Source organism: Microcystis sp. M_OC_Ca_00000000_C217Col (assembly GCF_007095585.1).
GTDB lineage: Bacteria > Cyanobacteriota > Cyanobacteriia > Cyanobacteriales > Microcystaceae > Microcystis > Microcystis panniformis.
In genome coordinates this window covers 1-26,393 of record NZ_SFBV01000179.1, presented here as the reverse complement: position 1 = coordinate 26,393, position 26,393 = coordinate 1, and the positions used below count along the sequence as shown (strand labels likewise).

The window sequence follows — 26,393 nt, the reverse complement described above, 5'->3', positions numbered from 1 at the left end:
TGTTTCAGTTTTTCTATTAAGCTCAACATATATTTTAAAAGTTGCCGGTCACTTCTCATTTTACCTGATAGTGATCGCTTTTACTTTTGATATTCTGATGGGAGAATGAAACAGCCCTACCCGTTGGGGCGTGGCGCCGCCCCCAAACCCCGGAGCGCATTAGTTTTCCGGTGGGATGCTTACACGCAGCTGCTGATATATTTGTAATAATTTAAAAGTCACTGATAATTGCTGATTGTCCGTATTTCTGCAAATGTGAGATGCAGCCTCAACCCTTTTTTAGTCCTGTTGCTGCTAGAAAAATAGCCCCTAGAGTTTATAGAGTTCTTGCATAATTAATTTTTGAGAGTTCAAAAATGAGAAAAATAGACATAAAATTGCGTAAAATCCCTAAATAGAGCATTTAATTGATTAATGCTCATTCTTAATTCTCCTGACGACCGGCTACTGGCTCCTGACTCCTCACCTAAAGGAAGATTTTTGATTTTTGCAAGAGGTCTTATGACTAAAATTGTCATCATCGGTGCGGGTATAGTAGGGGCCACCATTGCCTACGAATTGAGCGCCATCGAAGGATTAGAAATTACCCTCATCGATGAAAAAAAACCGGGACAAGGAGCAACCGGGGCAGCTTTAGGGATTTTAATGGGTATTATCAGCCATAAAACTAAAGGTAGAGCTTGGAAACTGCGGCAAGAAAGTTTAAAACGTTATGAAACCCTCCTTCCTGAGCTAGAATCCCTCACCGGACTGACTATTCCCTGTAACAGTGATGGTATTGTCCTACTGCGATCGAGTGCCGAAGACGAAGAAAATTGGCGCAAGTTAGCGCAAATCCGCCAAGAACAGGGATATTGTCTAGAAATTTGGGATAAAGAGACTTTAAACCAAAAATGTCCCCAAGTGGCCGAGCATCTCCAGGGTGCTATCTATTCTCCCAGGGATCATCAAATTAATCCGGTTCTGCTCACGGAGGCTCTCGTCGCTGCTGCGGCAAGAAGGGGGGTTAAATGTCAATTTGGGGTAAAAGTTGAAAATTTCGGGAAGACAGAGCTTCATGGCTCTAGTTTGAGGCAATGCACTCAGGTTTATAGTTCTAATGGTATAGAGGAAACCGACTTTTTGATTCTTTCTGCGGGAATCGGTTCCACTGCTTTAACTGAAAATCTTAGCCATCCAGTGGAGATCCGACCGGTTTTAGGGCAAGCTTTACAGATAAAATTGATACAACCTTTAGAAAGTTCCGATTTTAAGCCGATTTTAACGGGAAATGACCTGCATATTCTGCCTTTGGCCGGAGCGGAATACTGGATTGGAGCAACGGTGGAATTTATGGACGAAAAGGGCGAAATTATCCCCGATACTGCCCTGTTAGAACAAGTGTATCAAAAGGCAATCGCTTTTTGTCCCTCTTTGGCTGCGGGTGCGATCGTGCGTACTTGGTCCGGTAAGCGACCGCGACCGGAGAAAAAATCCGCTCCCATCATCGAATATTTGCCCGAATACGATAACGTTATTCTGGCCTCGGGACACTACCGCAACGGGGTTTTATTGGCCCCTGCTACCGCTAAAATGGTCAGGGAAATGTTAAGCGGTAAGTTAGGGTTGGCTGAAAAAGTTTGTTGATGGGGTTAGAAGTCAGTATTCGGCTTTTTTCTCCCCTCTCCCCTTTCCCCTCTCTACAATAATTACTCGCAGCCAGAAATACGTTGGGTTCCTATCATACTTTGTGCTTTTTGTCAAAAAAACTTTTTTTTTGCAATAAAACTACATAAAAAAAAGATCATCGTTGTGGGTGAAATTGACTGATTTACCCGTCTTAATTAGGATCACCTTCTAGGTGTGGCAAGGGTTTCAACCATTGCTGCCCAAAAAGGCACAAAATAGCCCATTATGAAATTCTATCAAATCGCTGTTACCTTCATAACATCGTTGTTAAATAAAAATCTTTCTCAATTAATTCTTAAGAATTTATAAATATTGCGGAATGTTAATTTAAATATTCTCAAGTTTTTGCAGTCAATAAATAATTTTTGCTTATCTTTGTCGGAAAATAGAACTCCCGCAACAATCCAACATCTACCATTGGGTTAGGAGTCAGTTATCAGTTATCAGTTATCAGTTCACTCAGAAAACTCCCCACACCCCACACCCCAATTCCCCAATTCCCCACTCCCTGCTATCGGCAGCCGATGACCCTATCTGACCAAGAAAGACAACAACTCTGTGACACTGCTCGGGAAGTGGCGAAACTTTCCTATTCTCCCTATTCCCATTTTCGGGTGGGGGCAGCGGTCTTGACAAATAAAAAGATTTATGCTGGTACTAATGTAGAGAACGCTAGTTATGGCTTGAGTTTGTGCGCGGAAAGGGCAACTTTAGCGCAAATAATCGCAGCGGGCGATCGAGAAGTACGGGCGATCGCTATAGCCTGTATCGATGGGAAGGATGATATTAGTCAGTTAACTCCCTGCGGAGCCTGTCGTCAATGGATAGCCGAATTAGCACCGCAAGCGGAGATTATTATCTGTGGAACTCAGCAAAATTATTGTTTTAATCTCTCGGATTTACTGCCTTTTTCCTTTCGTTTTTAACTGTGGGTAAAGTATAGGGTTTAAGGTGCTACAACGCCATCACCTTGAGGCACTTTTGGCTATGAGATAATTAATGTATGCTGAACAAACCGAAAGCATAAATACCGCATCATCTTTTGTTACGGCGCTATGATCAGTCAGTGCATGGCGTATTCCCGATTCATCGCTTGTGTATCCATATAACTTGGACAAAGCCTCCTTTAGGACAGGATGAAGATACCCCATTTCTTCAATTTTCTTGATTGATTTCCCAAGTGTAGCTTTTGGATCACCCGTAAAGTCTCTACAGGCAGATTCAACCGCAGATATAGATTCTTTTATTGAATTACGATAATCTGGGTCTTCTCTATCGTAAAGAAATCTAACGGATGTTGTTATATGCGTGGCAGCACCAGCAAACTGATTTTGGTTTGCCGCATTTTCAATAGAATCTCTTGTATGTTCATCAATTAAGTCTGCCACCTTTCCATCAACAATTCTATAGCCACAGTTGTCTCGTTCCATAACACTGTTCATAAATTCGGTCATACTCCTAACTATGTTTTCGTCCTTTTCGTCAAAAGAAGATATCAGGCATTCGATGAAATCGTAAACCTCGTTCCACTTAAACTGGAAAAAGCGCTCACGGATAAATTCAACAAGTTTAGGCCAAGAAGTTGGGCATTCATCAAGTGGCATCTTAAAATAATTATGCCATAACCGCCTTAAGACAATCTCATGGCGACAATTGCCTTCCTGGACGTAGTACAAAGAACCCGGTTCTACAAATTTTAATGATATAGCAGACCATAACCCATTACGCAATCCCCTATCCATAGAATCTATCTGGACAGGAACCTCCGTCGGTTGAATATTTTTTCGTTGTGAAAATGTCATTGTGTTCTTTTTGGATAATTTTGTCCCCTAACTATTAATTCAATTATAGCAATTCTCATCCTGTTGAAGTACCAAGTCTCTTGTTTGAGAAAACAGGGAACAGAGAAAAAGGAGTGAGAAATCAATAGTTTAAGTGAGGTTATATCATGATACTGGTAAACTCTCTGGGTAGATTAAAAAGACAGGGTGAGCGTATCTCAAACGCTATTGACAATTGGCCAATTTTGTGAGTCGCTTGCTGTGTAGGCATTTCAAGTAATACCAGTCAATCATAAAAGTTACGAACTCGACCCATTTGGTCGATTATTGCTTAACAATTGAGATGGCAAATTATAAGCAAATATGCCTGAATTGTCCTCTGGGTAAGCAACCTCAATAAACTTCATTTTGTCAAGGATTGTCAAGATGCACTTACCCTAGATTAGAGAAACCAATTTTCAATCACTAAACCCTGAAAATCTTTAAAATCGTCAACATTATTGGTAACTAAAGTCAAATTGTTGGTAAAAGCAATAGACGCTATTTGAGCATCGACAAAGGCAGGACTCTTACCAACTTTAGATAAGCTTGCCCTTTCCCGTGCGTGATATTGGGCTGATTTTAAGTCATAATCGAATAAAGGTAGATTGGCTAAAATAACATTATTTACATAATCTTCTAGGTCTTGGCGTTTTTTGGACAAAGGAAGTCGAAAACAACCAAATAATAGCTCATGGATAACCAGAGTAGCTGTGGCTATTTCCCGTTTAGATAACCTGAGCTTTGTCATGACCTTCTGATTAGGTTGAGGTCGTTTAGCCTCTGACAAAACATTAGTATCTAGTAAATACTTGAGAGTCATAAATGAACATCTCTCCCCGTTGACTTGTCCCGTAAATTATCAAAAGTATCATCATCAAGACTTGCCAAATCTACCCTTTGCCTAAAATCTTGCAAGGCTGACCAAAAATCATTAACCTCTCTAATCTCTACTAATATCTCTTCATTATCGGGAAAATCAACTTCCTCTAATAACTCAATAATTTTGCCTTTTTTAATTCCTTTAACTAACATAATATCAACTCCTTCTAAATGATCTGTATCGTAGAATTCAACATAGAGATAATCATCAAAAATAGTTTTTGCTTCCTCAATTGAGACTTCGTGCTTTGATAGATTGCGTTCTGCCTTATTTTTATCCCAGTCAAACTGCATAAAGCCATTATACTGCTACTCACTGAAACTGATGGCACATTTTTGATATGTTTTGTCTATTACTTGAACGGGATATATTCAACTGTATTGAGCCATTCGTCAGGTTCAGAAGCCTTAGCAATCAATTCTAAATCCTTGACAAATTGACCAATAGTGCCTCCAAGTTGATGACCAAAAATTAAACCTGAAAACGGTTTGCCTGTTAGTTGCCAAGTTTCCGCTAAAACTCTAAAGCGAATGTCTTGGGTAAAGAGAATGCGCTTAAGCTCAGTTACTCTTAGCAAAAGTTGATCATCAGGTAGTTGTTCGGTTCCGTCTTCAAATGCTGTTAATACATCTATGCCTCGGCGACGCAACTGTTCGGTAATTGCTTGGGGAACATGAACATCCATGTACAAGGCAATAGTCATTTACAGTAGCCCTTTTGCTTTCATACGAATATAAAAAGGCGACTTGGCAGCTTGATGAGTCATATTTTCTTGTACTTGTTGCCATTCCAGGGTGATTTCTTGGTCAATTTCTTCTTGATGGTCAAAATAGTAACCCATGGCTGCATGAGCTTCGGCTAGGGTTAAATAAAGGTGTTGACGACAGATTTCTTCTACGGACCAACCATAGGCGATGTAGTCCATGACAATTTGAGCAACCCGGATACGCGGTAATCTTTGTAAATGTGCGGGTTGGTCGTCACTTTTTTCTATGTGTGGATAGGTTAGAGCTAACATAGGGCCTCTAGTTAATTGACTTGACCTATTCTAACAGTTTTAGGTGTTGCTGAATCAAGATATGAATGCCAATTGTGCATCCCATCCAAAAGTTATAGTCATTTCAGATAAGTCTGATACATTAGACCGTTAGGTGAGGAGTCAGACTTCGCACTGAACAGATGCGATCGCTATTATTCTCGTTTCTGATGGCCGAAGATTTCTTCAGTCTGTTATAATGGGTGTGTAATTCTGGATCAGATCAATTTGGTTAGACAGAAATATCGCAATATGTCCCAATTCAGATTAGGGCTGGCAGTATCATACAATCACCAAAGTTGATCAATTAAGTTAAACTAATTTAGTAACCCTATGGAAGTCAATTATGTTTGTTGAAACCATTGAGGCAATTGGTACAGGCGTAGGCGTAATTGAGATTTCGGAGAAACTATTTCCCACATTTAAGAGAATTTTTGATTTATTGAAGAATGGAGAATTAAAAATTGCAATTTTTGGTGCTGGTGGCACGGGTAAAAGCACCCTCGGTAAGCTATTATCGGGTGAGTTTGAGTTAAGCGGTCTCCTGCAAACTTATCAAGAGTCAATATCAATTGAACAGTACAAGCTGGAAAGTAATAAGATTGGCTCAGTAATAGTTGCCCCCGGCCAAAAGCGTCGAGAAGATACTTGGGATGATCTTTTAAGAACTTTGGTCGGTGGAAAAATTAAGCTAATTATTCATGTGGTGTCATGGGGTTATCACTCCTTTGGAGAGTTTAGCTATACTCAGCACCGGCTGTATCAAAGTGGTATGACTTTAGAGGAGTTTCTAAGAGAATATGCGGCAGTTTGTCGTAATCGGGAGTTAGATGTTTTAAGAAGAATAGAGCCACATTTATCAATTGCTGATCAAAGAAAAACCGTAGTAATTACTTTAGTTACCAAGCAGGATCTATGGTGGAACAACAGGTTAGAGGTTAATAAACACTATGTTGAGGGAGCCTATGAACAACTTATCCAAAATATTCGTAATCAGCGAGGAGCAAACAATTTTATTCATGAATATCGCTCTACTTCATTAGTAATGGAAAACTTTCTTTCAGGAGATAATGAGTTACTGATACCAACTACCCAAGGTTATGATCAACGATTAAAAGTTGCCAATTTTAGGTATTTTCTTAATGCGATCGAGTCTCTTTTTCAAATCTCATTGAGCGTTTAGGAGAAGTAAGCTAATGGCTATTTTTGATCAGGAAGACAGAAAGCTGATTATCTCTTTGTTAAATGAATACTCTGAGAAGCTTCTTAATATATGCGAACAAATAGATAGGCAGCAAAGAAACTTCGATTTTTTATGGTTGCTGTTAACATTTACCTGGACGATGGGTGTTTATTGGTTATTTTCTACAAAAATAATTACAATTATTACAATTCTTATAATAACTATCGTTTCGCAATCATTCATAATTTACATTTATTTTGGAATACAACAGCCAAGGCTAGAATTACTACAAAGAAAAGCTTCAATAATATCTGCAAAACTTGAGAAAGTTATACGGGCTGCCTCTCAAGCTCAGGAACATACTACCATGGCAGGAGGTTTTTTCGGCAATCTTGAAGTAGATTTGCGTTTATCAGATGCAGAATATGCTCTACAGCACTACAATAATCTGGTCAAAAAAAGAAAATTCTTTTGATATTTATAAGCTCAATTATCTCCTCCCGTAGCGACATTTTTAAATCTTTCTTGGGCAGCAGAAAAAGCCTCTTTCATCACCCTTTGAATCCTCTTAGGATCGGGTTTTTTACCCCCCATTAAATCGCCAAAATAGACACAAGCACCCTCTCCTAGGGCCCAGGTATAGGCAGCGGACCAAGAAGCGGCGATGACACTGCCAAAACCGGGGATAAATTTCACCAATTCCCGACCGATGGCCTGGGCCAAAAAGCCACCAGCGATCGCACTGACAATTCCACCGGCTTGGGATGGGGTTAAGACTTGACCGTATAATTTACCTAAAACCCCCACCATTGACACTTGTAGGGCGGTTAACACGGGCATAGTCGCGAAGGGTAAGGGAATCGCCGCCAAGGTTCCCGCTATGACGGAAAAGGCTAACATATAGCGTCGGGCCACGTCCCGATAGAGATGGCCTAATTTATCGCTGGTTTCCCGATCTAAAAGTTGGTGGATGGTGTTAGCCTCGGCTTTTGGCAATAAATCAGCTAAATTGTCTCTAAATGCCTCTAAACCGTAAAAAACGGGGTTGTAACCGTCTTCCTCTAGGGTGAAATCGACTACCACAGAATTGTCATATAAATCCTTAAAAGTTTCTTTAATTTCTTGATAGGCACGATTGATATCCTCGAAATCGGGAGGATAAGGGGGATGATCAACGGTATTAGGAGGATAAAGCTGATGAAGGCAGGTGACAGCCAGTAAACAGGGTATTTTAGGATATTTTTGCCGCAGTTGCTTGGTAATTTCCAGAAGGCTATCGGTGGCAAAATCATCAATTTTTACCGTCACGATAAAAACTTGGGCGCGTCCCGTGTTTTCGGCTAAATCTGCTAATAATTCCGCGATTATCGTCTCTGTGTGTTGATAGGCATCCCCTAACCCCACCGTATCGGTAAAAATCAACAGGGGTAAATCTTCTGCGGGGTAGGTGTAGCGCTGGGTGTTTTGGGTGTGGGGACGGAAACCTTGCCCGACGATTTCCGCCGAAACTCCCGTTATTCCCCGAATAATCGAACTTTTTCCCGTTTGGGGTTTACCGATTAACAGCGCCTCGGTGGTGGGTAATTCTTGACGGACTTTTTCTAAAATTTCCGCCACTTGAGTGTCACTAACACTAAACCACTGGAGGACAGTATTAGTCAACTGGTCGATGGGGAGTCTTTTCATCACTTCCCCCGTGAGACTATTCCAAGTATTGACCAAAGAATCAATGGGCAGTTTATTAGTCATGGGGATTAGAAGGGTTTATGATAACTAAAATAGAGATTTTCAGCGATAGAATCAGACGATGACAAAAGCCGCAATAACTCCGCAAGATTTATCATGGCCTTTTTGGCCAATTGTACCACTTTATCCCTACGGTCAAAGACGGACAATTCGCAAAGAAGTGGTGAAAGATACGCTCTGGACATTTGAGCAATTGCAGGGTATTTTCTATGTGGTCGTGCCGATTCGCATGACGGTAATTAAGTTAGCATCTGGGGGTTTATTTGTTTATGCACCAGTGGCCCCGACTCCTGAATGTATTCGCTTAATGCGTGAGTTGGAAAGTGAACACGGGGAAGTTAAATATATTATTTTGCCGACGATTTCTGGGATTGAACATAAGGTTTTTGTGGGTCCTTTTGCCCGTTATTTTCCTAAGGCTATAGTTTATGTTGCTCCTAATCAATGGAGTTTTCCTCTTAATTTACCTTTGAGTTGGTTGGGTTTACCAGCAAAACGAACGGAAATTTTACCTGCTGACTCGGCAACTACTCCTTTAGGAAAAGATTTTAGTTATGAAATTTTACCCGCAATCGATCTGAATGTGGGATACTTCTCGGAGGTGGCTTTTTTTCATCACTACTCTCAAACTCTGCTGCTGACTGATGGCATTATTTCTATCCCAGAAAATCCCCCCGCTATTTTAGAATTAGACCCCTATCCGCTGCTGTTTCACGCTAAAAATACGGCTAAGGATTTGGTGGAGGATACCCCAGAAAATCGCCGTCGGGGTTGGCAAAGAATTTGTCTTTTTGCTCTTTATTTTCAACCTCCTGTTTTAGCTGTTCCCAATTGGATTAAGGTCTTTCGAGATGCTTTTACTGCTAAGGAAAAGAGTAAAAAAGCCTATTTTGGTTTATTCCCTTTTCAATGGGGTGATGATTGGCAAAGGACTTTTTTAAATTTGCGTCGCGAGGGGAGGTTAATAGTCGCGCCAATTTTGCAAACTTTGATTCTTAATCGCACTACTGACGAGGTTAGTCAATGGGTTGATAGAATTTCTCAATGGCCGATTAAACAGGTTATTCCTTGTCATTTTGCTAGTCCGATTCAAGCTGATAGTCAAGAGTTTCAGCAGGCTTTTTCTTTCTTGTTAAAAGATTCTTATTTACCTAAAGATGACTTGGAATGTTTAGAAAGTATTGATAGTTTTTTAGTGCGTTGGCGATTGACTCCTCCTCCTGATAAAAAATTGTAATTTATGGCTAAGAACTGCTATAATATATGCAGTTGTTAGTTGATTGCTAATTAAGGTTATGCAAATTCCCGAAAATCCCAGTAATGATGACATCAGAGAAGCGTTGATTCAATTGCGAGAAGAACTTGGTCAAAAAGTTGACCGATTAGAATATAAATTTGATGCCTATCAAAAAGGTACAGATGGTATGGTGAGAATGGCTACTACTATCATCATTGCCACCGCTTCCGTGGTGGTTTTATCTAGTCTTAGTCCTGCGGTGACAGCAATTATCACCGCTTTATATTCTGCTAATGCTCATTAATTAATTTATCGCTAAATTCTGGTGCGTTAGGCTACCTTTCCTGAATTTTTACCCGTTGGTTTAATTGATTCATAGCCAGAGAAATCACCAGATTAAAGAATAAATAGGTGGCCATAACTACTATTAACATCTCTACAGCTTTTCCTGTTTGATTAGCGATGGTACTAGAGATAGCATAAATATCATTATAACCGATAGCGATCGCTAAACTAGAGTTTTTAACAAGGTTTAAACATTCATTAGTTAAAGGAGGAATAATCACCGGCAAAGCTTGGGGAAAAATTACTAATCTCATCACTAATAAAGGTTTTAATCCCAAGGCTTTAGCTGCCTCCCATTGTCCCCGATTAACCGATTGAATCCCTCCCCGTACCGTTTCCGCAATAAAGGCAGCTGTATAAACAGTTAAACCGATTAGGAGAGTAGCAAACTCAGAAGAAAGATGTAAACCGAAGTCAATATTTTGATTAAGAGGATTAACTTGGGGACTTTGCCATTGTAAACCCCAGATTAGAGGAATTATAACTAGGATTAGTAGGCTAGTTAGACATAAACCAAGTTTATTTTTTAGGTATAAAAATACTGAGATAATTATTCCTAAAATCATTATAGCTAAGGCTAACCATGTCCTGAAACTATTGGCAGGAAAAGGTAAATAGACTCCTGAGTTATTTAAAAATACCCTGCCAAAAAACTCTAGAGAGTCCTCAATTTTCGGCAGTTTCAGAAACACAGCAAAATACCAGAAAAATAATTGTAATAATAAAGGAGTATTGCGAATAGTTTCCACATAAATTGTTGCCAACTGACGAATTAACCAATTATCGGACAAACGACCTAACCCGATGACTATTCCCAGACTAATCGCCAAAAATATGCCACTAATCATAATACGGAGGGAATTAACTAATCCCACCAAAAGAGCGCGAAAATAGGTATCGGTGGGACTGTAGGCAATAGGAGAGTCACCAATCGCAAAAGAGGCTGGTCGGTCAGGATCAAAGAGAAAGCCAAAGCCAAAACTTAGGCGCAAACGTTGGAAATTAATCACTAAATTGCGGCCAAAAAACCAGAAAATTAGGCAGACAATTAGCAGAATAATTACCTGTAGAAAAATCTTCTGAAATCGCTCATCGTACCAAAAAGAATTTTTTTGAGGTAGAGTCATATTTATTAAGTAGCTGGTTCTAATTAAATCCCCCCTATATCCCCCCTTGATCCCCCTTGATAAGGTAGGGTTGATTCATGAATCAACCCTACCCTTGATAACGGGGGTGTCTGATAATTTTTAACGCCTACCTACTTATATAGTCGAGAATTTTTCACAAAAGAAATCGGTGACTTTTGGCCACCGATTGAGAAAATCAAAACATATTTAGATAACCCCCAGACGGGAAAGACCGAGGATGACACCGGCGCCGAGGACATGACCAAAACTGGTAGTACCCAGTAAAGCGCCTAATCCCATACCACCGAATAAAGCGGGGGAAGGTAAAGCAGGACCGACATTTTGTTGTTTAATAGTCGCTTTACCGAAAGCAATAGCGAGAATATTGCAGATAATCATGACAATCGCCACTTTGGGACTCCATTCGCTGGAACCTTGTACGGCGGTGGCGGCCATTAATAGGGTTGAATACATTGAAATTCTCCTGAACAGGTCGTTTTAAGTTTTTAATCTTAAAGGTAGTTTTCACCCCAGATCACGGCCTGTTGCAATACTTAATAATCAAAAGCAGAGGAGTCAACAATAAGGCCGATTCGTCTCCACTCATGAACTACTCGCCTAGTACAAATTTAAGTTTAAGCCTACTTCTCTAGCGAAGACGGCTAATCCTTTCTTTTCAATGGTTTTGATAGCTTTGGTGGAGATGCGTAGTTTTACCCAACGGTTGCCTTCCGACCACCAAACTCTTTTCCATTGTAGGTTAGCTTCTTGTAATTTTTTGGTGCGACGGTGGGAGTGGGACACCGCATAGGCGTTATTGGCCTTTTTCCCCGTCATAGTACAGACTCTAGACATAATTTACTCCTGTGCGATCGATGTTTGTCAATAGTCAACCTTTCTAGTTTAACTCAAATCTCGCCAGAAGTCCCCCCTTCCCCTGGGTGAAGTGAACGGAGATAAATTTAACAGCAAGTGGGGGGATTAAGAAGTTGATTGAACCGGTTCACTGCTCAGACAATTTCGACAATTGCATCAAAGGTAATGGTGAGAATATTGTCAACAAATTTAGCTGTAATTTTTTACTGAATAAAAAATATTTTAATAAGTTTTACATAGTTTCTATTATTCTGGTTAATTCATTTTTATTTTTCCACAATTTTACTTGAAAATCTTGGTATATTTTGGCGATAAAAGGGGATTGATTACCTTGAGTTATTTTTTCGATTTTTTCGATTGTTTCGACAAAAATATTAATCATGGTTTGACGAGGTAAATTGCCAGAAACTAGAACAAATACTTGAGCCTGATAACGGGCTATCTGTTGAACTTCTAAAATATTTCTACCAATGTTTACATCTTTAGTTAATACTATCCATCCTCTTTGACTAACAATAGGTAGCCACTCCGTATCCGGTGCATCTGGGGCAAAATGGGCATGATGAAATTCAATTTTAACCCCTATTTCTTGCAAAGCTTCACCGATAGATTTTCCTAAAGCGCGGTCGATAAAATAGGTGTATTGATAGGTCATGCCGCTTGCCAATTGCACTCGAATAAAATCGCTTTTTCAATTTGCCAAGGTTGACAATTATAATCATTGGCAATATCTTCTATAGAGTCCCCCGCATCATAAAGTTCTGTGACAACTTTAGTGGGAATTCCTGTTCCTGTGATCACGGGTTTTCCGAAGGAAATATTAGGGTCTATCTTTAGGAATTTATTGCTGAAGTCTTCCCCATTTATGTCGATAGTGGGAAAAAGCCGTGTGGCGATATCTTGTTCATCCCATTCAATACGAGTTAAGAGATTATTTAAGAATTGTTTCATCGTCAATTGTCCCGAACGGGAGGCATTAATTAAATGTTCAAATTGTTCAATAAAAAGGTCAGTTCCATCGGTACTAAATTGTTTTTGAACTAGAGGATGATCGGTGTTAAATTGTTCACTAATATAGTCTAGGGCCAGTCTAACTTTATCGAGAGGGATGTTATGAACTTTGCGAATAACTCTTAAAACGTGCGCTTCCACTAAGTTAGTAAAGGAAAGTTGCGGAATATTCGGATTAGGTCGTTGAATGAGGGGTAAAAACTCTTTTTGTCCTTTTTTTGTGGGGTAGGTGCGTCCTCGTACCCACGTTCTCAGAGTGGGCAAAGGAATATGGAGATAGCGCGCAGTATCGGCTATAGTGTAGGTGGGAACATGATAGAGATGCTCTAGAGATAAGGGAGATGATGCTTTGACCATCGTTAATATTTTGGTGAAGTTGTTGGGATGAGATTATCGCCTATTATTTCATTCTAGCTAATTTTGGTATCCTTGAGGATAGGGATAAAGCAGGATGAGGGCATCTCAGTGGACATTGGGGCTAAATGAGGTTATATTTTATCTATAGAAGAACGTTTGTATGTCGCAACGATAATGAGTAACTCACTGCCAAAATATCTAGAGGAAATCACGGGCATTTATCAACAGGGTAACGCCACAGAACACAGTTATCGTCCTGCTTTAAAAAAATTAATTGAATCCCTAAATAATAACCTACAAGCTCTCAATGAACCCAAAAGGATTGCTTGTGGCGCTCCAGATTTTGTGATTAATCAGGGTATGGTAGAAATTGGCCATCTGGAAGCAAAAGATATCGGAACTTCTCTCAAAAAGGTTGAAAATACTCCCCAAATAAAACGTTATTTACAGGCTTTGGGTAATTTAATTATCACCGATCATTTAGAATTTCATTGGTATGTATCGGGAGAATTGCGTCTATCAGCTGCCGTGGCAAGTCTTAATCAAAAAAAGCAAATTAAACCTGATTCCCAGGGTATTTTACAAGTAGAACAATTGTTCTGTCAATTTTTCCTCTCAAAAGTTATTCAGATAACAACACCGCGAGAATTAGCCAAAAAAATGGCCGCTTTAGCGCAGTTAATTCGAGATGCAATCGGCCAAGCTTTAAAAGATCAAGATTGCGGGGGAATGTTGCGGCAACAATTGCAATCTTTTCAACGAGTTTTAATTAGTGATCTCAATGAAGCGCAGTTTGCCGATATGTATGCACAAACAATCTGTTATGGTTTATTCGCAGCACGCTGTAATACGGATCAAATAAGTTCTTTTTCCAGGGAAACGGCAGCATTTCGCCTCCCAAAAACTAACCCTTTTTTGCGGGGAATTTTTCATCAAATTGCTGGTACAGAATTAGATGAGCGGATTACTTGGGCCGTGGATACTCTAGCGACTATTTTACAACAAACGGACATGGAGGGGATTCTCGGCAGCTTTGGAAAACGCACGCGCAAGCAGGATCCTGTGGTTCACTTTTATGAGACTTTTTTAGCCGAATACGATAGTAAAATGCGTGAGTCTAGGGGGGTTTATTATACCCCTGAACCCGTGGTTTCTTACATGGTTCGCAGTGTGGACTATATTCTAAAAAATAAGTTTCAGATTCCTAAAGGTTTGGCCGATGCCAAAAAAATTACGATTAAAAATCCTAATAATAGCCAAGAAACTCAGGAAGTTCACCAAGTTTTAATCCTCGATCCTGCTGTGGGAACTGGCACTTTTTTACACTCTGTTATCGACCATATCTATGACAGTTTTCGTCAACAGAAAGGGATGTGGTCTAGTTATGTCAGTAAACATTTATTACCCCGTCTCTTTGGGTTTGAATTACTGATGGCTCCCTACACCGTAGCACACATGAAGTTAGGTTTACAACTTCAGGAATTAGGCTATGATTTTAGTGCCGATGAACGCTTGGGAATCTATCTCACCAACACCCTACAGGAAGCTTTTCAAATTCCCCCTGCTGATGGGTTTTTAAATCGCATTCGCGATGAAGCAGCCGCGGCAAAAGATGTTAAGCAAGAAATGCCAGTTATGGTGATTTTAGGCAATCCACCCTATTCCTATCAGTCGATGAATACTGACCCTTGGATTGTGAATTTGGTTAAGGATTATTATCAATTAGATGGAAAACCATTGGGAGAGAGAAACCCTAAAGGTTTATTAGATGATTATGTGAAGTTTATTCGCTTTGCTCAGTATCGGGTAGCGGAAACTGGTTATGGAGTTGTGGCGTTAATTACAAATCATGGTTATTTGGATAATCCCACTTTTCGGGGAATGCGTCAAAATTTGATGCAGACTTTTGATGAGATTTATGTTTTAGATTTGCATGGGAATAGTAAGAAAAAAGAAGTTTGTCCCGATGGTTCAACCGATCAAAATGTGTTTGATATTCAGCAAGGTGTAGCGATTGCATTTTTTATTAAGTATCAAGATAGTCAGCAAGATTTAGCCAAGGTTTATCATGCTGATTTGTGGGGTGTTAGAGAGGTTAAAGAGAATAAGGAGTTAGTTGGTGGTAAGTATCATTGGTTAGATGAAAATGATATTAGTTCAACTGAATGGTTAGATATAGAGCCTAAAAAGCCATTTTATTTGTTAAGAAGTCAATCAGAAGAATTGTTGGGTGAATATAATAAATATCATAGAATTGATGAAATATATATTACTCATATCTATGGTTTCAAGAGTCATCGTGATCACTTTGCTATAGATTTCGATAAAGAGCAGATAGTTAAACGAATTACTGAATTAGTTAATCAAGATAAATTAGACAATTCTTTTTCTGATAAATATGATTTAGGAAAGTGGAATTGGAAGAAAGCATCTACAGCTTTGAAACAAGAGATAGACTTGTGGAGATTCCTTGACTTATGCGCTTATAGACCCTTCGACAATAGGTTTATGTTTTATTCTGATTATGTTATGGATAGAACAAGACCTGATTTAAGAAACCATATATTTAACAAAGAAAATTTGTGTTTAGTTTGTTCTCGTCAAATAGCAAATAATGAATATAGACATTTTTGGATAACTGACTTAGTTCCTAATGATTGTTTGATTTCAAATATCACGAAAGAATCTAACCATAACTTCCCCCTTTATCTTTACCCAACCAATACCCCAACCCTATTTGACACAGAAGCAACCAACTCGCCAAATGGTCGCCGTCCCAATCTAGCGCCTGAATTTATTAAGGAACTTTCGGCAAAACTTGAATTAGAATTTATCAGTGATGGCAAAGGAGACAAAAAGAAAACCTTTGGACCAGAAGACATTTTTAACTATATCTATGCCGTCTTTCACTCTCCCCAATATCGCCAACGTTACGCCGAATTTTTAAAGATAGACTTTCCTCGTGTTCCTCTCACCAGTAATCAAGAATTATTCTGGGAATTAGTCAAAAAAGGTGACAGATTAGTGCAGTTACACTTGATGAAAGCAACGGGAAAAGAAATTAGTAGCTATCCCGTGGCGGGTTCTAATCTAGTCGAACAGGTGAAATATAACGAAAATAAACAACAAATTTCGATTAATTCTGACCAGTATTTTGCTGGGATTCCGCCCCAAATTTGGAACTTTTATATCGGCGGTTATCAAGTGTGTCAGAAGTGGCTAAAAGACCGCAAAGGTCGCCATCTTAGCTACGATGACCTAGAACATTATCAACAAATTATCTCCATTTTGGGCGAATCGATCGCAATTATGGAAACCATAGATATAATTATCCATAAATATGGTGGTTTCCCCTTTAGTTAAGCCACCGGTGAGAGAAGATTAACACTAAATCCGTTGAGTATAGGCTACATATTGGGAGAGGCAAAAGGGAGAATAAATAATCAGTACAGGTGCAAGATTTTGAGAGAATCGTGCTTCAAAACCTTGCGTTTTCATCGGCCCGCGTCCTGTAGGGGCGAAGCATTCGGGCAATAACCTATCGGTGAAACCGGAGATTTTCTATCCGAATGCTTCGCCCGTACTTTTTGCCGCAAACCCTAGATTGATATTTTATCGCAGGTTTCAACCACAGATAAAGCGTCTTCTAGGTTATATTTATTAGGGTTTTTCTTCCTTTTTTGATGCGGTTGCCGTTTAAATTTATATTGAAATGTCTCAAAAATTTTGGCGTTGTCAAATTGAAAGATGCTCCGAATCAGCACCGGAAATGAAATTACTTTGATAGGAAAGATTACATGGCATCTTGACAATTAAGTGGGTGGGTGGAATTAAAGATAAGATGAACGTAGGTTGGGTTGAAGCATGAAACCCAACGCCCGCTCATGTTACGCTACGCTAACCCATCCTACAAATAATTGTGCCTAAGTGGGGAACAAGAGTCGCTCGATTTAGCAGTGGAATTAGCCCTACAATCGGCGTAGGGCTAATTCATGAATTAGCCCTACAATCGGCGTTGTCAAATTGAAAGATGCTCCGAATCAGTTGGGAGCATTGCATCTTTCCTCTTCTGAATCTGACAACGCCGTCCCTGTTCACCGATAAATGATTCTCCACTCCCAACCAGAGTGATACAATTGTTAACACCACAGACCAAGAGCCAATCGAAGCGAGAGAATAAAAACTGCTATGTTAAAAGCCCTACTCGGAGACCCCAACGCCCGCAAAATTAAAAAATTTCAGCCCCTCGTCACCGAAATCAACCTGCTGGAAGAAGACATTAAAAACCTGTCCGATGAGGAATTAAGGAGCAAAACCAGCGAATTTAAGGAAAGATTGGACAAAGCGAGAAATTATGACGAAAGAGAGGAGATTCTCGAGGAAATCCTCCCCGAAGCTTTCGCCATTGTCCGGGAAGCGGGAATCCGAGTCTTAGGGATGCGTCACTTTGACGTGCAGTTATTGGGGGGAATGGTACTGAACAAAGGACAAATCGCCGAGATGAAAACCGGGGAAGGAAAAACCCTGGTTGCCACTCTCCCCGCTTATTTGAATGGATTGACCGGAAAAGGCGTTCACGTCGTCACCGTTAACGATTATCTCGCCCGTCGTGACGCGGAATGGATGGGGCAGGTACATCGCTTTTTAGGGTTAAGTGTGGGACTAATTCAAGCCGGCATGAGTCCAGAAGAAAGAAAGAAAAATTATGCCTGTGACATCACCTACACCACTAACAGCGAACTCGGCTTTGATTATCTGCGCGATAACATGGCTACAGTGATGGGGGAAGTTGTCCAAAGACCGTTTAACTACTGCGTTATCGACGAAGTGGACTCCATTCTTATCGATGAGGCCAGAACTCCATTAATTATATCAGGAGCGATCGATCGGCCCACAGAAAAATATATTCTCGCCGCCGAAATCGCCAATAAATTAGTGCGCCAAGAAGTAGAAGACGGACCGGGAGACTACGAAGTTAACGAAAAAGACCGTAACGTTTTAATGACCGATGAAGGCTTTAAAAGAGCGGAAGAACTATTAGAAGTCACCGATTTATACGACCAAGAAAATCCCTGGGCGCACTATATTTCTAACGCTATTCGTGCCAAAGAACTCCAGAAAAAAGACGTTAACTATATTGTCCGCAGTGGTGAAATTGTTATTGTTGATGAGTTCACCGGACGGGTATTACCGGGGCGACGTTGGGGCGATGGTTTACATCAGGCAGTGGAGGCTAAGGAAGGGGTAGAAATTCAACAGGAAACCCAAACCTTAGCCACGATTACCTATCAAAACTTTTTCCTGCTCTATCCGAAATTATCTGGCATGACCGGGACGGCCAAAACCGAAGAAACGGAGCTAGAAAAAGTCTATAACCTGCAAGTAACAATTATTCCCACTAACCGCGTTTCTCGTCGGCAAGATTTAGCCGATGTGGTCTATAAAAATGAACAGGCAAAATGGAACGCCGTCGCCGAAGAATGTCAACAAATGCACGAACAGGGTCGCCCAGTTTTAGTCGGTACCACCAGTGTGGAAAAATCAGAAGTGCTTTCGCTGTTATTACAGGAAAGAAAGATTCCCCATAACTTACTTAATGCTCGTCCAGAAAACGTGGAAAGGGAATCGGAAATCGTCGCCCAAGCAGGCCGGGCTGGAGCCGTAACTATTGCCACAAACATGGCGGGACGGGGAACCGATATCATCCTCGGTGGTAACTCCGACTATATGGCCCGATTGAAAATTCGCGAGTATTTAATGCCCAAATTAGTTATGCCCGAGGATGACAATTTGGCCTTTAGTTTACCCAGTTTAGGCGAACGCAATCGCCCCCAAGGATTCGCTCCGGATAAAAAGAAAAAAAACTGGCGTGCCTCAGCAGAAATTTTTCCCACCGAGTTACCGAAAGAGGTAGAAAATGCCCTGAAAGAAGCGGTTAAATTTGCCGTTGATACCCACGGAACTCAAAGTTTACCGGAATTAGAAGTAGAAGAAAAAATCGCTATCGCAGCCGAAAAAGCCCCGACGGATGACCCGGTTATTCAAAAGTTACGGGAAGTCTATAAATTAATTCGCAAAAGTTATGAAGATTACACGGGTAAAGAACACGATGAGGTAGTAGAAAGGGGCGGACTGCACGTTATCGGGACGGAACGCCACGAATCCCGCCGTATTGACAACCAATTGCGAGGCCGGGCGGGCAGACAGGGCGACCCTGGTTCCACACGCTTCTTTTTAAGCCTAGAAGACAATTTATTGCGGATTTTTGGGGGCGACCGCGTGGCGGGTTTAATGGATGCCTTCCGGGTGGAAGAAGATATGCCCATTGAATCGGGAATGTTAACTCGTTCTCTGGAAGGAGCGCAAAGAAAAGTGGAAACCTTCTATTATGATGCCAGGAAACAGGTGTTTGAATACGACGAGGTGATGAATAATCAACGGCGCGCTATTTATGCCGAACGTCGTCGGGTTTTGGAGGGGATGGACTTAAAAGAACAGGTGCTGCAATACGCCGAAAAAACCATGGATGAAATCGTCACGGCTTATGTGAATCCCGAACTGCCGGCGGAAGAATGGGATTTAGAAAAACTGATTAGTAAGTCTCAGGAATTCGTCCATCTGTTGGCAGATATTACCGCTAAAGATATCGAGGATATGAGTGTTAATGATATCAAGATGTTCCTACACGAAGAAGTTCGCAAAGCCTACGAAATTAAAGAACGTCAAGTGGATAATATTCGCGCCGGTTTAATGCGCGATGCCGAACGTTATTTTATCCTGCAACAAATCGATATGTTATGGCGCGAACATCTGCAAGCTATGGAAGCTTTACGCGAGTCGATTGGTTTACGCGGTTACGGTCAAAAAGACCCTCTAATTGAGTATAAACAGGAAGGCTACGAGATGTTTTTAGAAATGATGATTGATATCCGTCGCAACGTGGTTTATTCCCTGTTCCAATTCCAACCGCAAGGACAACCCCAAGCAGTGGCTAGTGAACAGTAAAAATTAAAAGTTGGTTTAAATTGGGGAGAATTGGCTAAGGCTGATTCTCTCATTTTTTTCTACCGAGAAATCAGTCACCCACAATCCACACTAGGACTAAAATTATCAGTCCGATTACTCCATAGGACAGCAACGACCCCAAAGAATTAAGAATTTGTATGGGAAAATGAATCAAAACTTGGTAAGTAAAATCCGTAACTGCCAGCAAGGCAGTGAAAAATATAGTCACAAGTGTTATCATAAGTAATATCTTCTCAATCTGATAGAATAAATGGCTATCCTTTGCGGGAATCGGCAGTGGATAGTCAGAAGTTAGGAGATTATCCCCAAGAAAAAACTCGGAGTGCGGTAGAATCGGGAGAGCGTTGGGTTTCATGCTTCAACCGTTCGGCAAAAGCTCACGGCCGAAGCCCAACCTACGTTCTTGTTAAATAAGATTTAGTATAACTCGATCGCTGTTAAAATTGCGGTAGAATCAGGAGAGCTAATTTGCTATAACCAGTCCAGAAGAGCGAGATTACTAAAAATTGACCAGTTTTTTGCGGGAACTGGGAAAATTAACAGCTAATCTGGGACAAGACGAGCTAAAAGCAGCAGAGAGCAACAATCAATGTCTAAAAACTCTATACCTCGAATCGAAAATCTGCGCGTACAAAATTACCGAGCTTTACAGGACTTAGAATTAAAAAGCATTGCTCCTTTAACCGTTTTTCTCGGTCCTAATGGGAGCGGAAAATCTACCATATTTGATGTCTTTGCTTTCCTCTCTGAATGTTTTACTGTTGGTTTAAAAAAAGCTTGGGACAAACGGGGAAGATTTAAAGAATTAAGAACCAGAGGACAAGAAGGTTACATCATTATCGAATTAAAATATCGAGAAAAATTTGCATCACCTTTAATTACCTATCATTTGGCTATTAATGAAGCTAACAATCGCCCTTATGTTGCCGAAGAATGGTTACAGTGGAGACAAGGAGCGAGGGGCAAACCTTATCGCTTTTTAAACTTTAAAGAAGGGGAAGGAATAGTGATTAGTGGAGAAAATCCCCAAGAAGAAGATGAACGAATTTATGAACGATTAGACTCCCCAGAATTTTTAGCTGTTAGTACCCTCGGACAATTGGCCAAACATCCCCGGGTTAGTGCTTTGCGTCGTTTTATCACAAGTTGGTATCTTTCCTACTTAACCGCAGATAATACTCGCACTCAACCAGAAGCAGGAGCGCAAGAAAGATTATCGCCAACTGGTGACAATTTACCTAATGTTATTCAATATTTAAAAGAAGATCATCCTCAACGATTAGAATCTATTTTACAAACCCTTTCTCGTCGAATTCCTAGATTAGAAAAAGTCGAAGCATCTATTATGCCGAATGGACAGCTTTTACTTCAAATTAAAGACGCACCTTTTCAAGAGCCAATTCTTTCCAAATTTGCCTCCGATGGCACTTTAAAAATGTTGGCTTATTTAACTATATTATACGATCCAAGCCCTCCGCAAGTACTGGGAATAGAAGAACCAGAAAATCATCTTCATCCCCGTTTATTACCTGAATTAGCAGAAGAATGTCGGGCAGCGACCGCAAGTACACAATTAATGGTAACAACTCATTCTCCCTTTTTTGTAGATGGTTTGAAACCAGATGAGGTTTGGGTACTTTATCGAGATGAAAATGGTTTTACTCAAGCTAAACGTACTTCAGCAATGCAAGGAGTTAAGGAATTTATTCAAAATGGTGCTTTGTTGGGTCAATTATGGATGGAGGACTATTTTGATGTGGGTAATCCTAGCATTTAAGTTTAATAGCAAAGGAGGGAAAAAGTGCATATTGAATTTTTAGTTGAAGAATTTTCTACCCAAGAATGTTTAAATCGAATTTTACCTAAAATATTATTTGAGAATGTCACCTATAAAATTCATGCCTTTCGAGGTAAATCCGATTTAATCAAAAAACTACCGGAGCGATTAAAAGGCTATCAATGCTGGATACCCGATGATTATCGAATCATTATTCTTGTAGATAGAGACAATGAAGATTGTCAAATGCTCAAAGAAAAGTTAGAAAATATTGCCCAACAAACAGGACTGATCACCAAAACGATTAGTGAAGATAAAAAAACATTTCAGGTGTTAAATAGAATTGCTATAGAAGAACTAGAAGCTTGGTTTTTTGGTGATATTCAGGCTATAGTCTCAGCCTATCCCAAAGTTTCTACTAATGTGGGACAGCAAGCAAAATACAGAAAACCCGATGAAATTACGGGCGGAACTTGGGAAAACTTAGAAAAGATACTTCAAAAAGCTGGGTATCATCGAGGAGGTTTAGAAAAAGTGAAAGCAGCCCGAGAAATTTCTCAATTTATGACTCCTGCTCATAATTGTTCTCCTAGTTTTCAGATTTTTTATCAAGGTTTATTGGCGATGATTAGCTAAGTATATTTAGGAAAGTAAATGATGAAACTGCTAGATCACTGTCAAGGATAAATCGATTTTTAACTGTTGAATAAATTGTTGCATAATTGTTCAAAATTCGGTGTTTAACTATAGCGTTTCCTAAGCTAGTAAGGTACACCTATTTTTCTTCCCTTTTGCATAAGTGCCTAAAACCCATAACTTTTGTACCTTAGCAGACTGAAAAACGCTATAAATCTTATTGAAAAAGAACGTAGGTTGGTTTGAAGCATGAAACCCAACCCTCTCCTGATTCTACCGCAATTTTAACAGCGATCGAGTTATACTAAATCTTATTTAACAAGTATAGAGTGGGAAGTGGGAAGTGGCAAGTGGCAAGTGGGTTTTTAAAGTTGGATTGGCAGTTAATGATACTATCAAAAATCAATTTAGTATAAGCTTTCATTGCACTGCAAAAAACTTCAGCAGAATAGTTCATCCTTCCTAGCTAATTAGCTAATAAGGACAAGTGAGGGAAAATATTTCCCTGTTTCCTGTTCCCTTTTGCGATAAGATAATTAATATAACTCTAAGAGGACTGCTCTATGAATATTCGTATTGGTAACGGCTATGATATCCACCGATTGGTAACAGGAAGACCTTTAATTTTAGGAGGAGTAGAAATTGCCCATACTGTCGGTTTATTGGGTCACAGTGATGCCGATGTCTTAACCCACGCTATCATGGATGCCATGCTGGGGGCGCTTAGTTTAGGCGATATCGGTCATTATTTTCCCCCCACAGACCCGCAATGGCAAGGGGCGAATAGTTTAAAATTATTAGAGCAAGTTAATCAGTTAATTATCGATAAAGGTTGGCGGATTAATAATATTGATTCGGTAATTGTTGCCGAAAAACCGAAAATGAAACCCCACCTTATTGCGATGCGAGCCAAGTTAGCAGCAACTCTTAAGATTAATCCAGAACAGGTGGGAATTAAAGCCACTACTAACGAACAATTGGGACCAGTAGGACGAGAAGAAGGTATCGCGGTTTATGCCGTGGTTTTATTGGTTAAGGAATAAGTAATTAGTAAGAATTAGCTCAGATTAAGTATCCCAAACCTATGAATATAGACACAAAAATCTTAGAAACTGTCGAAGCAATGCCAGAGTTATTAAAAATAGAGCTTCTTCACTATGCTGAATATTTGATGGCCAATTATCAATCAGATGTTATTATAGAGAAACCTTCTCTTAGAAAACGTCGTTCAGGAATTTTACAAGGTACATTTACCTTACCTTTGTCCGATGACTTTGATGAGTCTTTGGAAGATTTTCAGGAATATATGTGATGACATCTTTTCTTCTGGATACTCATACTTTCATCTGGTTAACTGAAAACGATCCTAACTTGCCTGATAATCTTCGGGAGGAAATTGATTTTGCTCCTGAAGTTTATGTCAGTATTGTTAGTCTCTGGGAAATTGCGATTAAGTTAAGTTTAGGTAAGTTAGCCCTACAAAAAAGTTATGAAACCATTGAAACTAAACTAGAAGCATCAGATATAACCTTACTGTCTATATCATTTTCTGATACTCTAAAAATTTGTACTTTACCCTTGCATCACCGTGATCCATTTGATAGAATGCTAATTGCCCAATCTATAAACAGAACCCTAATTCTAATTAGTAAAGATACTAAATTTGATGCTTACAATGTACCAAGAAAATGGACATAATGCCCCGTTCGGCTCAATTCTATTCAAGATGAGAGCAAGATAAATTTCCTAATTACCCATAGATTTCTAACCTTCATTGCTAAATTTTCTCTATGACTGCCATTATCCAACAAATAAAAGAGCGTTTTTCCCAATCCCTAGTTAAATCATTTGGGGAAAAATTCGCCGCTAATGATCCTCTAATTGTCGCCGCTAGTAACCCCCGTTTTGGCGATTATCAATGTAATATTTCCCTCTCTTTAGCCAAAGAATTAAAACAAAAACCCCGGGAAGTAGCGGCAACTTTACTAAAAAATCTAGAGATAGATGATCTCTGTCAACCCCCCGAAATTGCTGGACCTGGTTTTATCAATCTTACCCTTAAACCCAGTTATCTAGAAACCCAATTAAAAGACCTAATTACTGACAACCGTTTAGGAGTTGCCACTGCTAACCCCAGTCAAAAAATTATTGTCGATTTTTCCAGTCCCAATATTGCCAAAGAAATGCACGTCGGTCACTTGCGATCGACTATAATTGGTGATTGTATTGCTCGGATTTTGGAATTTCGTCATCATCAAGTAATTCGTCTTAATCACGTCGGGGATTGGGGTACTCAATTCGGGATGTTAATCACTTATCTACAAGAAGCTTATCCTAGCGCTTTAACCCAAGCAGATGCTCTGGATTTAGGGGATTTGGTTAGCTTTTATAAAAAGGCGAAAATTCGTTTTGATGAAGACGAAAACTTTAAAGAAACTGCCCGCCAAGCTGTAGTAAAATTACAGTCGGGTGATCCTCAAAGTCGTCAAGCATGGCAGTTACTTTGTCAACAATCACGACGGGAATTTCAGAAAATCTATGATATTCTCGATATAAAACTGACGGAAAGGGGGGAATCTTTTTATAATCCCTACCTTGAGGCAGTAATCAGAGAATTAGATCAACAGGGATTGCTAACAGAAGACAACGGCGCTTTATGCGTCTTTCTCGATGGTTTTACCAACAAAGAGGGGGATCCTCTGCCCCTAATTGTCAAGAAATCCGACGGCGGTTATAATTACGCTACCACCGATTTAGCAGCAATTTGTTATCGAGTGCGTCAAGATAAAGCCGAAAGAATAATTTATGTCACCGATGCTGGACAAGCTAACCATTTTGCCCAAGTATTTCAGGTGGCTAAAAAAGCGGGATTTTTACCCGATAATGTGGCAGTGGTTCACGTCGCTTTTGGATTAGTTTTAGGGGAAGATGGTAAAAAATTAAAAACTCGTTCCGGGGAGACGGTAAAATTACAAGAATTACTTGATCAAGCGATCGCCTGTTCCCTAGCTGACTTAGAAAAAAGACTGGCAAGCGAGGAAAGAGAAGAAACCGGCGATTTTATCGCTAAGACTGCCGAAACTGTCGGTTTAAGTGCCGTTAAATACGCCGATCTCAGCCAAAATCGCAATAGTAACTACGTTTTCAGTTACGACAAAATGCTCAATCTGCAAGGCAACACCGCCCCCTATATGCTGTACGCTTACGCTAGGGTCCAGAGTATCAGTCGCGAAGGTGGTATTAATTTTCAGGATTTAAGTGCCAATTCACCGCTAATTCTCAAGGATGAAAGCGAATTAATTCTGGCTAAACAATTACTGCAACTTCCCGAAGTAATTAGTGCCGTGGAAGAGGATTTATTACCCAATCGTTTATGTGATTATCTTTATGAACTCAGTAAAAAGTATAATCGTTTCTACGAGAATTGTCCAGTGCTGAAAGCGGCAGAACCGATTAAAACCTCTCGTTTATTTTTGTGTGATTTAACGGCAAGAACCCTCAAATTAGGCTTATATCTCTTGGGAATCCCCGTTTTGGAAAGAATGTAAATCAGTTATCAGTTATCAGTTATCAGTTATCAGTTATCAGTTATCAGTTATCAGTTATCAGTTATCAGTTATCAGTTATCAGTTATCAGTTATCAGTTATCAGTTATCAGTTATCAG

Annotated in this window: 25 protein-coding genes and 1 pseudogene; 14 read left to right on the top strand and 12 right to left on the bottom strand. The window is 39.9% G+C overall.

From position 1 onward, the window contains the following. Nucleotides 1–501: 501 nt before the first annotated feature. Together EWV66_RS10445 and cdd are read left to right on the top strand one after the other, a co-directional pair. Entirely contained in the window at nt 502–1,626 is a 1,125-nt protein-coding gene (locus EWV66_RS10445) for an NAD(P)/FAD-dependent oxidoreductase (protein ID WP_287107222.1), read from the top strand. 566 nt (nt 1,627–2,192) lie between these two features. Then, nucleotides 2,193–2,594, top strand: coding sequence for a cytidine deaminase (gene cdd / locus EWV66_RS10440; RefSeq protein WP_287107221.1), 402 nt, complete (start codon nt 2,193–2,195; stop codon nt 2,592–2,594). A gap of 39 nt (nt 2,595–2,633) precedes the next feature. On the opposite strand, the gene EWV66_RS10435 is transcribed toward cdd, so the two are convergent. The 6 genes and pseudogenes from EWV66_RS10435 to EWV66_RS10415 all read right to left on the bottom strand — a co-directional run bounded on the left by EWV66_RS10435 (nt 2,634) and on the right by EWV66_RS10415 (nt 5,389). After that, nucleotides 2,634–3,470 (bottom strand): AbiJ-NTD4 domain-containing protein, encoded by an 837-nt coding sequence (locus EWV66_RS10435; RefSeq protein ID WP_287107220.1) that lies wholly within the window; start codon nt 3,468–3,470, stop codon nt 2,634–2,636. Between the two features lie 421 nt (nt 3,471–3,891). Further along, on the bottom strand, nt 3,892–4,311 hold the full coding sequence (locus EWV66_RS10430; RefSeq protein ID WP_052276053.1) for a type II toxin-antitoxin system VapC family toxin: 420 nt from the start codon (nt 4,309–4,311) through the stop codon (nt 3,892–3,894). Beyond that, nucleotides 4,308–4,523: a hypothetical protein gene (locus EWV66_RS24110; protein WP_024970209.1), complete on the bottom strand. Its 216-nt coding sequence runs from the start codon at nt 4,521–4,523 to the stop codon at nt 4,308–4,310. The genes EWV66_RS10430 and EWV66_RS24110 overlap by 4 nt, the downstream gene beginning before the upstream one ends. Before the next feature lie 57 nt (nt 4,524–4,580). Continuing rightward, nucleotides 4,581–4,664: pseudogene (locus EWV66_RS24405) on the bottom strand (BrnT family toxin); the annotation flags it as partial. Nucleotides 4,665–4,723: 59 nt separating this feature from the next. Beyond that, nucleotides 4,724–5,074, bottom strand: a complete 351-nt coding sequence (locus EWV66_RS10420; protein WP_052276054.1) for a DUF5615 family PIN-like protein — start codon at nt 5,072–5,074, stop codon at nt 4,724–4,726. Then, nucleotides 5,075–5,389 carry a DUF433 domain-containing protein gene (locus tag EWV66_RS10415; RefSeq protein ID WP_052276055.1) on the bottom strand — a complete coding sequence of 105 codons (315 nt, stop codon included), beginning with the start codon at nt 5,387–5,389 and terminating at the stop codon, nt 5,075–5,077. 364 nt (nt 5,390–5,753) lie between these two features. Here EWV66_RS10415 and EWV66_RS10410 point away from each other — a divergent pair, with 364 nt between their 5' ends. Together EWV66_RS10410 and EWV66_RS10405 are read left to right on the top strand one after the other, a co-directional pair. Next, nucleotides 5,754–6,590: an ATP-binding cassette domain-containing protein gene (locus tag EWV66_RS10410; RefSeq protein ID WP_002787179.1), complete on the top strand. Its 837-nt coding sequence runs from the start codon at nt 5,754–5,756 to the stop codon at nt 6,588–6,590. A 13-nt stretch (nt 6,591–6,603) separates the two neighbouring features. Then, a complete protein-coding gene (locus EWV66_RS10405; RefSeq protein ID WP_052276056.1) occupies nt 6,604–7,065 on the top strand; it encodes a hypothetical protein in 462 nt (153 codons plus the stop codon). Between the two features lie 11 nt (nt 7,066–7,076). Here the strand turns inward: EWV66_RS10405 and EWV66_RS10400 are convergent, their stop codons facing one another. After that, nucleotides 7,077–8,339 carry a YcjF family protein gene (locus EWV66_RS10400; RefSeq protein ID WP_052276057.1) on the bottom strand — a complete coding sequence of 421 codons (1,263 nt, stop codon included), beginning with the start codon at nt 8,337–8,339 and terminating at the stop codon, nt 7,077–7,079. 58 nt (nt 8,340–8,397) lie between these two features. Here EWV66_RS10400 and EWV66_RS10395 point away from each other — a divergent pair, with 58 nt between their 5' ends. Further along, nucleotides 8,398–9,573, top strand: coding sequence for a DUF4336 domain-containing protein (locus tag EWV66_RS10395; protein ID WP_052276058.1), 1,176 nt, complete (start codon nt 8,398–8,400; stop codon nt 9,571–9,573). Nucleotides 9,574–9,631: 58 nt separating this feature from the next. Then, nucleotides 9,632–9,877 carry a ssr2422 family thylakoid membrane protein gene (locus EWV66_RS10390; RefSeq protein WP_004157920.1) on the top strand — a complete coding sequence of 82 codons (246 nt, stop codon included), beginning with the start codon at nt 9,632–9,634 and terminating at the stop codon, nt 9,875–9,877. Between the two features lie 31 nt (nt 9,878–9,908). Here the strand turns inward: EWV66_RS10390 and EWV66_RS10385 are convergent, their stop codons facing one another. The 5 genes from EWV66_RS10385 to EWV66_RS10365 all read right to left on the bottom strand — a co-directional run bounded on the left by EWV66_RS10385 (nt 9,909) and on the right by EWV66_RS10365 (nt 13,289). Next, on the bottom strand, nt 9,909–11,045 hold the full coding sequence (locus EWV66_RS10385; protein ID WP_052276059.1) for an amino acid ABC transporter permease: 1,137 nt from the start codon (nt 11,043–11,045) through the stop codon (nt 9,909–9,911). Nucleotides 11,046–11,252: 207 nt separating this feature from the next. Next, complete coding sequence (gene psaK / locus EWV66_RS10380) at nt 11,253–11,519, bottom strand: photosystem I reaction center subunit PsaK (protein ID WP_002734065.1); 267 nt, start codon at nt 11,517–11,519, stop codon at nt 11,253–11,255. A 144-nt stretch (nt 11,520–11,663) separates the two neighbouring features. Beyond that, nucleotides 11,664–11,900: a 50S ribosomal protein L28 gene (gene rpmB / locus EWV66_RS10375; RefSeq protein ID WP_002732080.1), complete on the bottom strand. Its 237-nt coding sequence runs from the start codon at nt 11,898–11,900 to the stop codon at nt 11,664–11,666. 253 nt (nt 11,901–12,153) lie between these two features. Beyond that, nucleotides 12,154–12,576, bottom strand: coding sequence for a PIN-like domain-containing protein (locus EWV66_RS10370; RefSeq protein WP_287107219.1), 423 nt, complete (start codon nt 12,574–12,576; stop codon nt 12,154–12,156). Beyond that, on the bottom strand, nt 12,573–13,289 hold the full coding sequence (locus EWV66_RS10365) for a DUF433 domain-containing protein (RefSeq protein WP_287107218.1): 717 nt from the start codon (nt 13,287–13,289) through the stop codon (nt 12,573–12,575). The genes EWV66_RS10370 and EWV66_RS10365 overlap by 4 nt, the downstream gene beginning before the upstream one ends. Before the next feature lie 174 nt (nt 13,290–13,463). On the opposite strand from EWV66_RS10365, the gene EWV66_RS10360 reads away from it, so the two are divergent. The 8 genes from EWV66_RS10360 to argS all read left to right on the top strand — a co-directional run bounded on the left by EWV66_RS10360 (nt 13,464) and on the right by argS (nt 26,276). Then, nucleotides 13,464–16,652, top strand: coding sequence for a type ISP restriction/modification enzyme (locus EWV66_RS10360; RefSeq protein WP_287107217.1), 3,189 nt, complete (start codon nt 13,464–13,466; stop codon nt 16,650–16,652). 825 nt (nt 16,653–17,477) lie between these two features. Then, on the top strand, nt 17,478–20,294 hold the full coding sequence (gene secA, locus EWV66_RS10355) for a preprotein translocase subunit SecA (protein ID WP_287107216.1): 2,817 nt from the start codon (nt 17,478–17,480) through the stop codon (nt 20,292–20,294). Between the two features lie 610 nt (nt 20,295–20,904). Then, nucleotides 20,905–22,092 carry an AAA family ATPase gene (locus EWV66_RS10350; protein ID WP_052276064.1) on the top strand — a complete coding sequence of 396 codons (1,188 nt, stop codon included), beginning with the start codon at nt 20,905–20,907 and terminating at the stop codon, nt 22,090–22,092. A gap of 24 nt (nt 22,093–22,116) precedes the next feature. After that, on the top strand, nt 22,117–22,728 hold the full coding sequence (locus EWV66_RS10345) for a DUF4276 family protein (RefSeq protein ID WP_052276065.1): 612 nt from the start codon (nt 22,117–22,119) through the stop codon (nt 22,726–22,728). A 563-nt stretch (nt 22,729–23,291) separates the two neighbouring features. Then, the gene (gene ispF, locus EWV66_RS10340; RefSeq protein WP_110578636.1) at nt 23,292–23,771 is read left to right on the top strand and encodes a 2-C-methyl-D-erythritol 2,4-cyclodiphosphate synthase; all 480 of its coding nucleotides are present in this window, start codon (nt 23,292–23,294) and stop codon (nt 23,769–23,771) included. A 41-nt stretch (nt 23,772–23,812) separates the two neighbouring features. Next, nucleotides 23,813–24,040, top strand: coding sequence for a type II toxin-antitoxin system VapB family antitoxin (gene vapB, locus EWV66_RS10335; RefSeq protein ID WP_002732589.1), 228 nt, complete (start codon nt 23,813–23,815; stop codon nt 24,038–24,040). After that, nucleotides 24,040–24,426 (top strand): type II toxin-antitoxin system VapC family toxin, encoded by a 387-nt coding sequence (locus EWV66_RS10330; protein WP_287107215.1) that lies wholly within the window; start codon nt 24,040–24,042, stop codon nt 24,424–24,426. The genes vapB and EWV66_RS10330 overlap by 1 nt, the downstream gene beginning before the upstream one ends. Before the next feature lie 92 nt (nt 24,427–24,518). After that, nucleotides 24,519–26,276 (top strand): arginine--tRNA ligase, encoded by a 1,758-nt coding sequence (gene argS, locus EWV66_RS10325; protein WP_072924934.1) that lies wholly within the window; start codon nt 24,519–24,521, stop codon nt 26,274–26,276. The last annotated feature ends 117 nt before the right edge of the window (nt 26,277–26,393 follow it).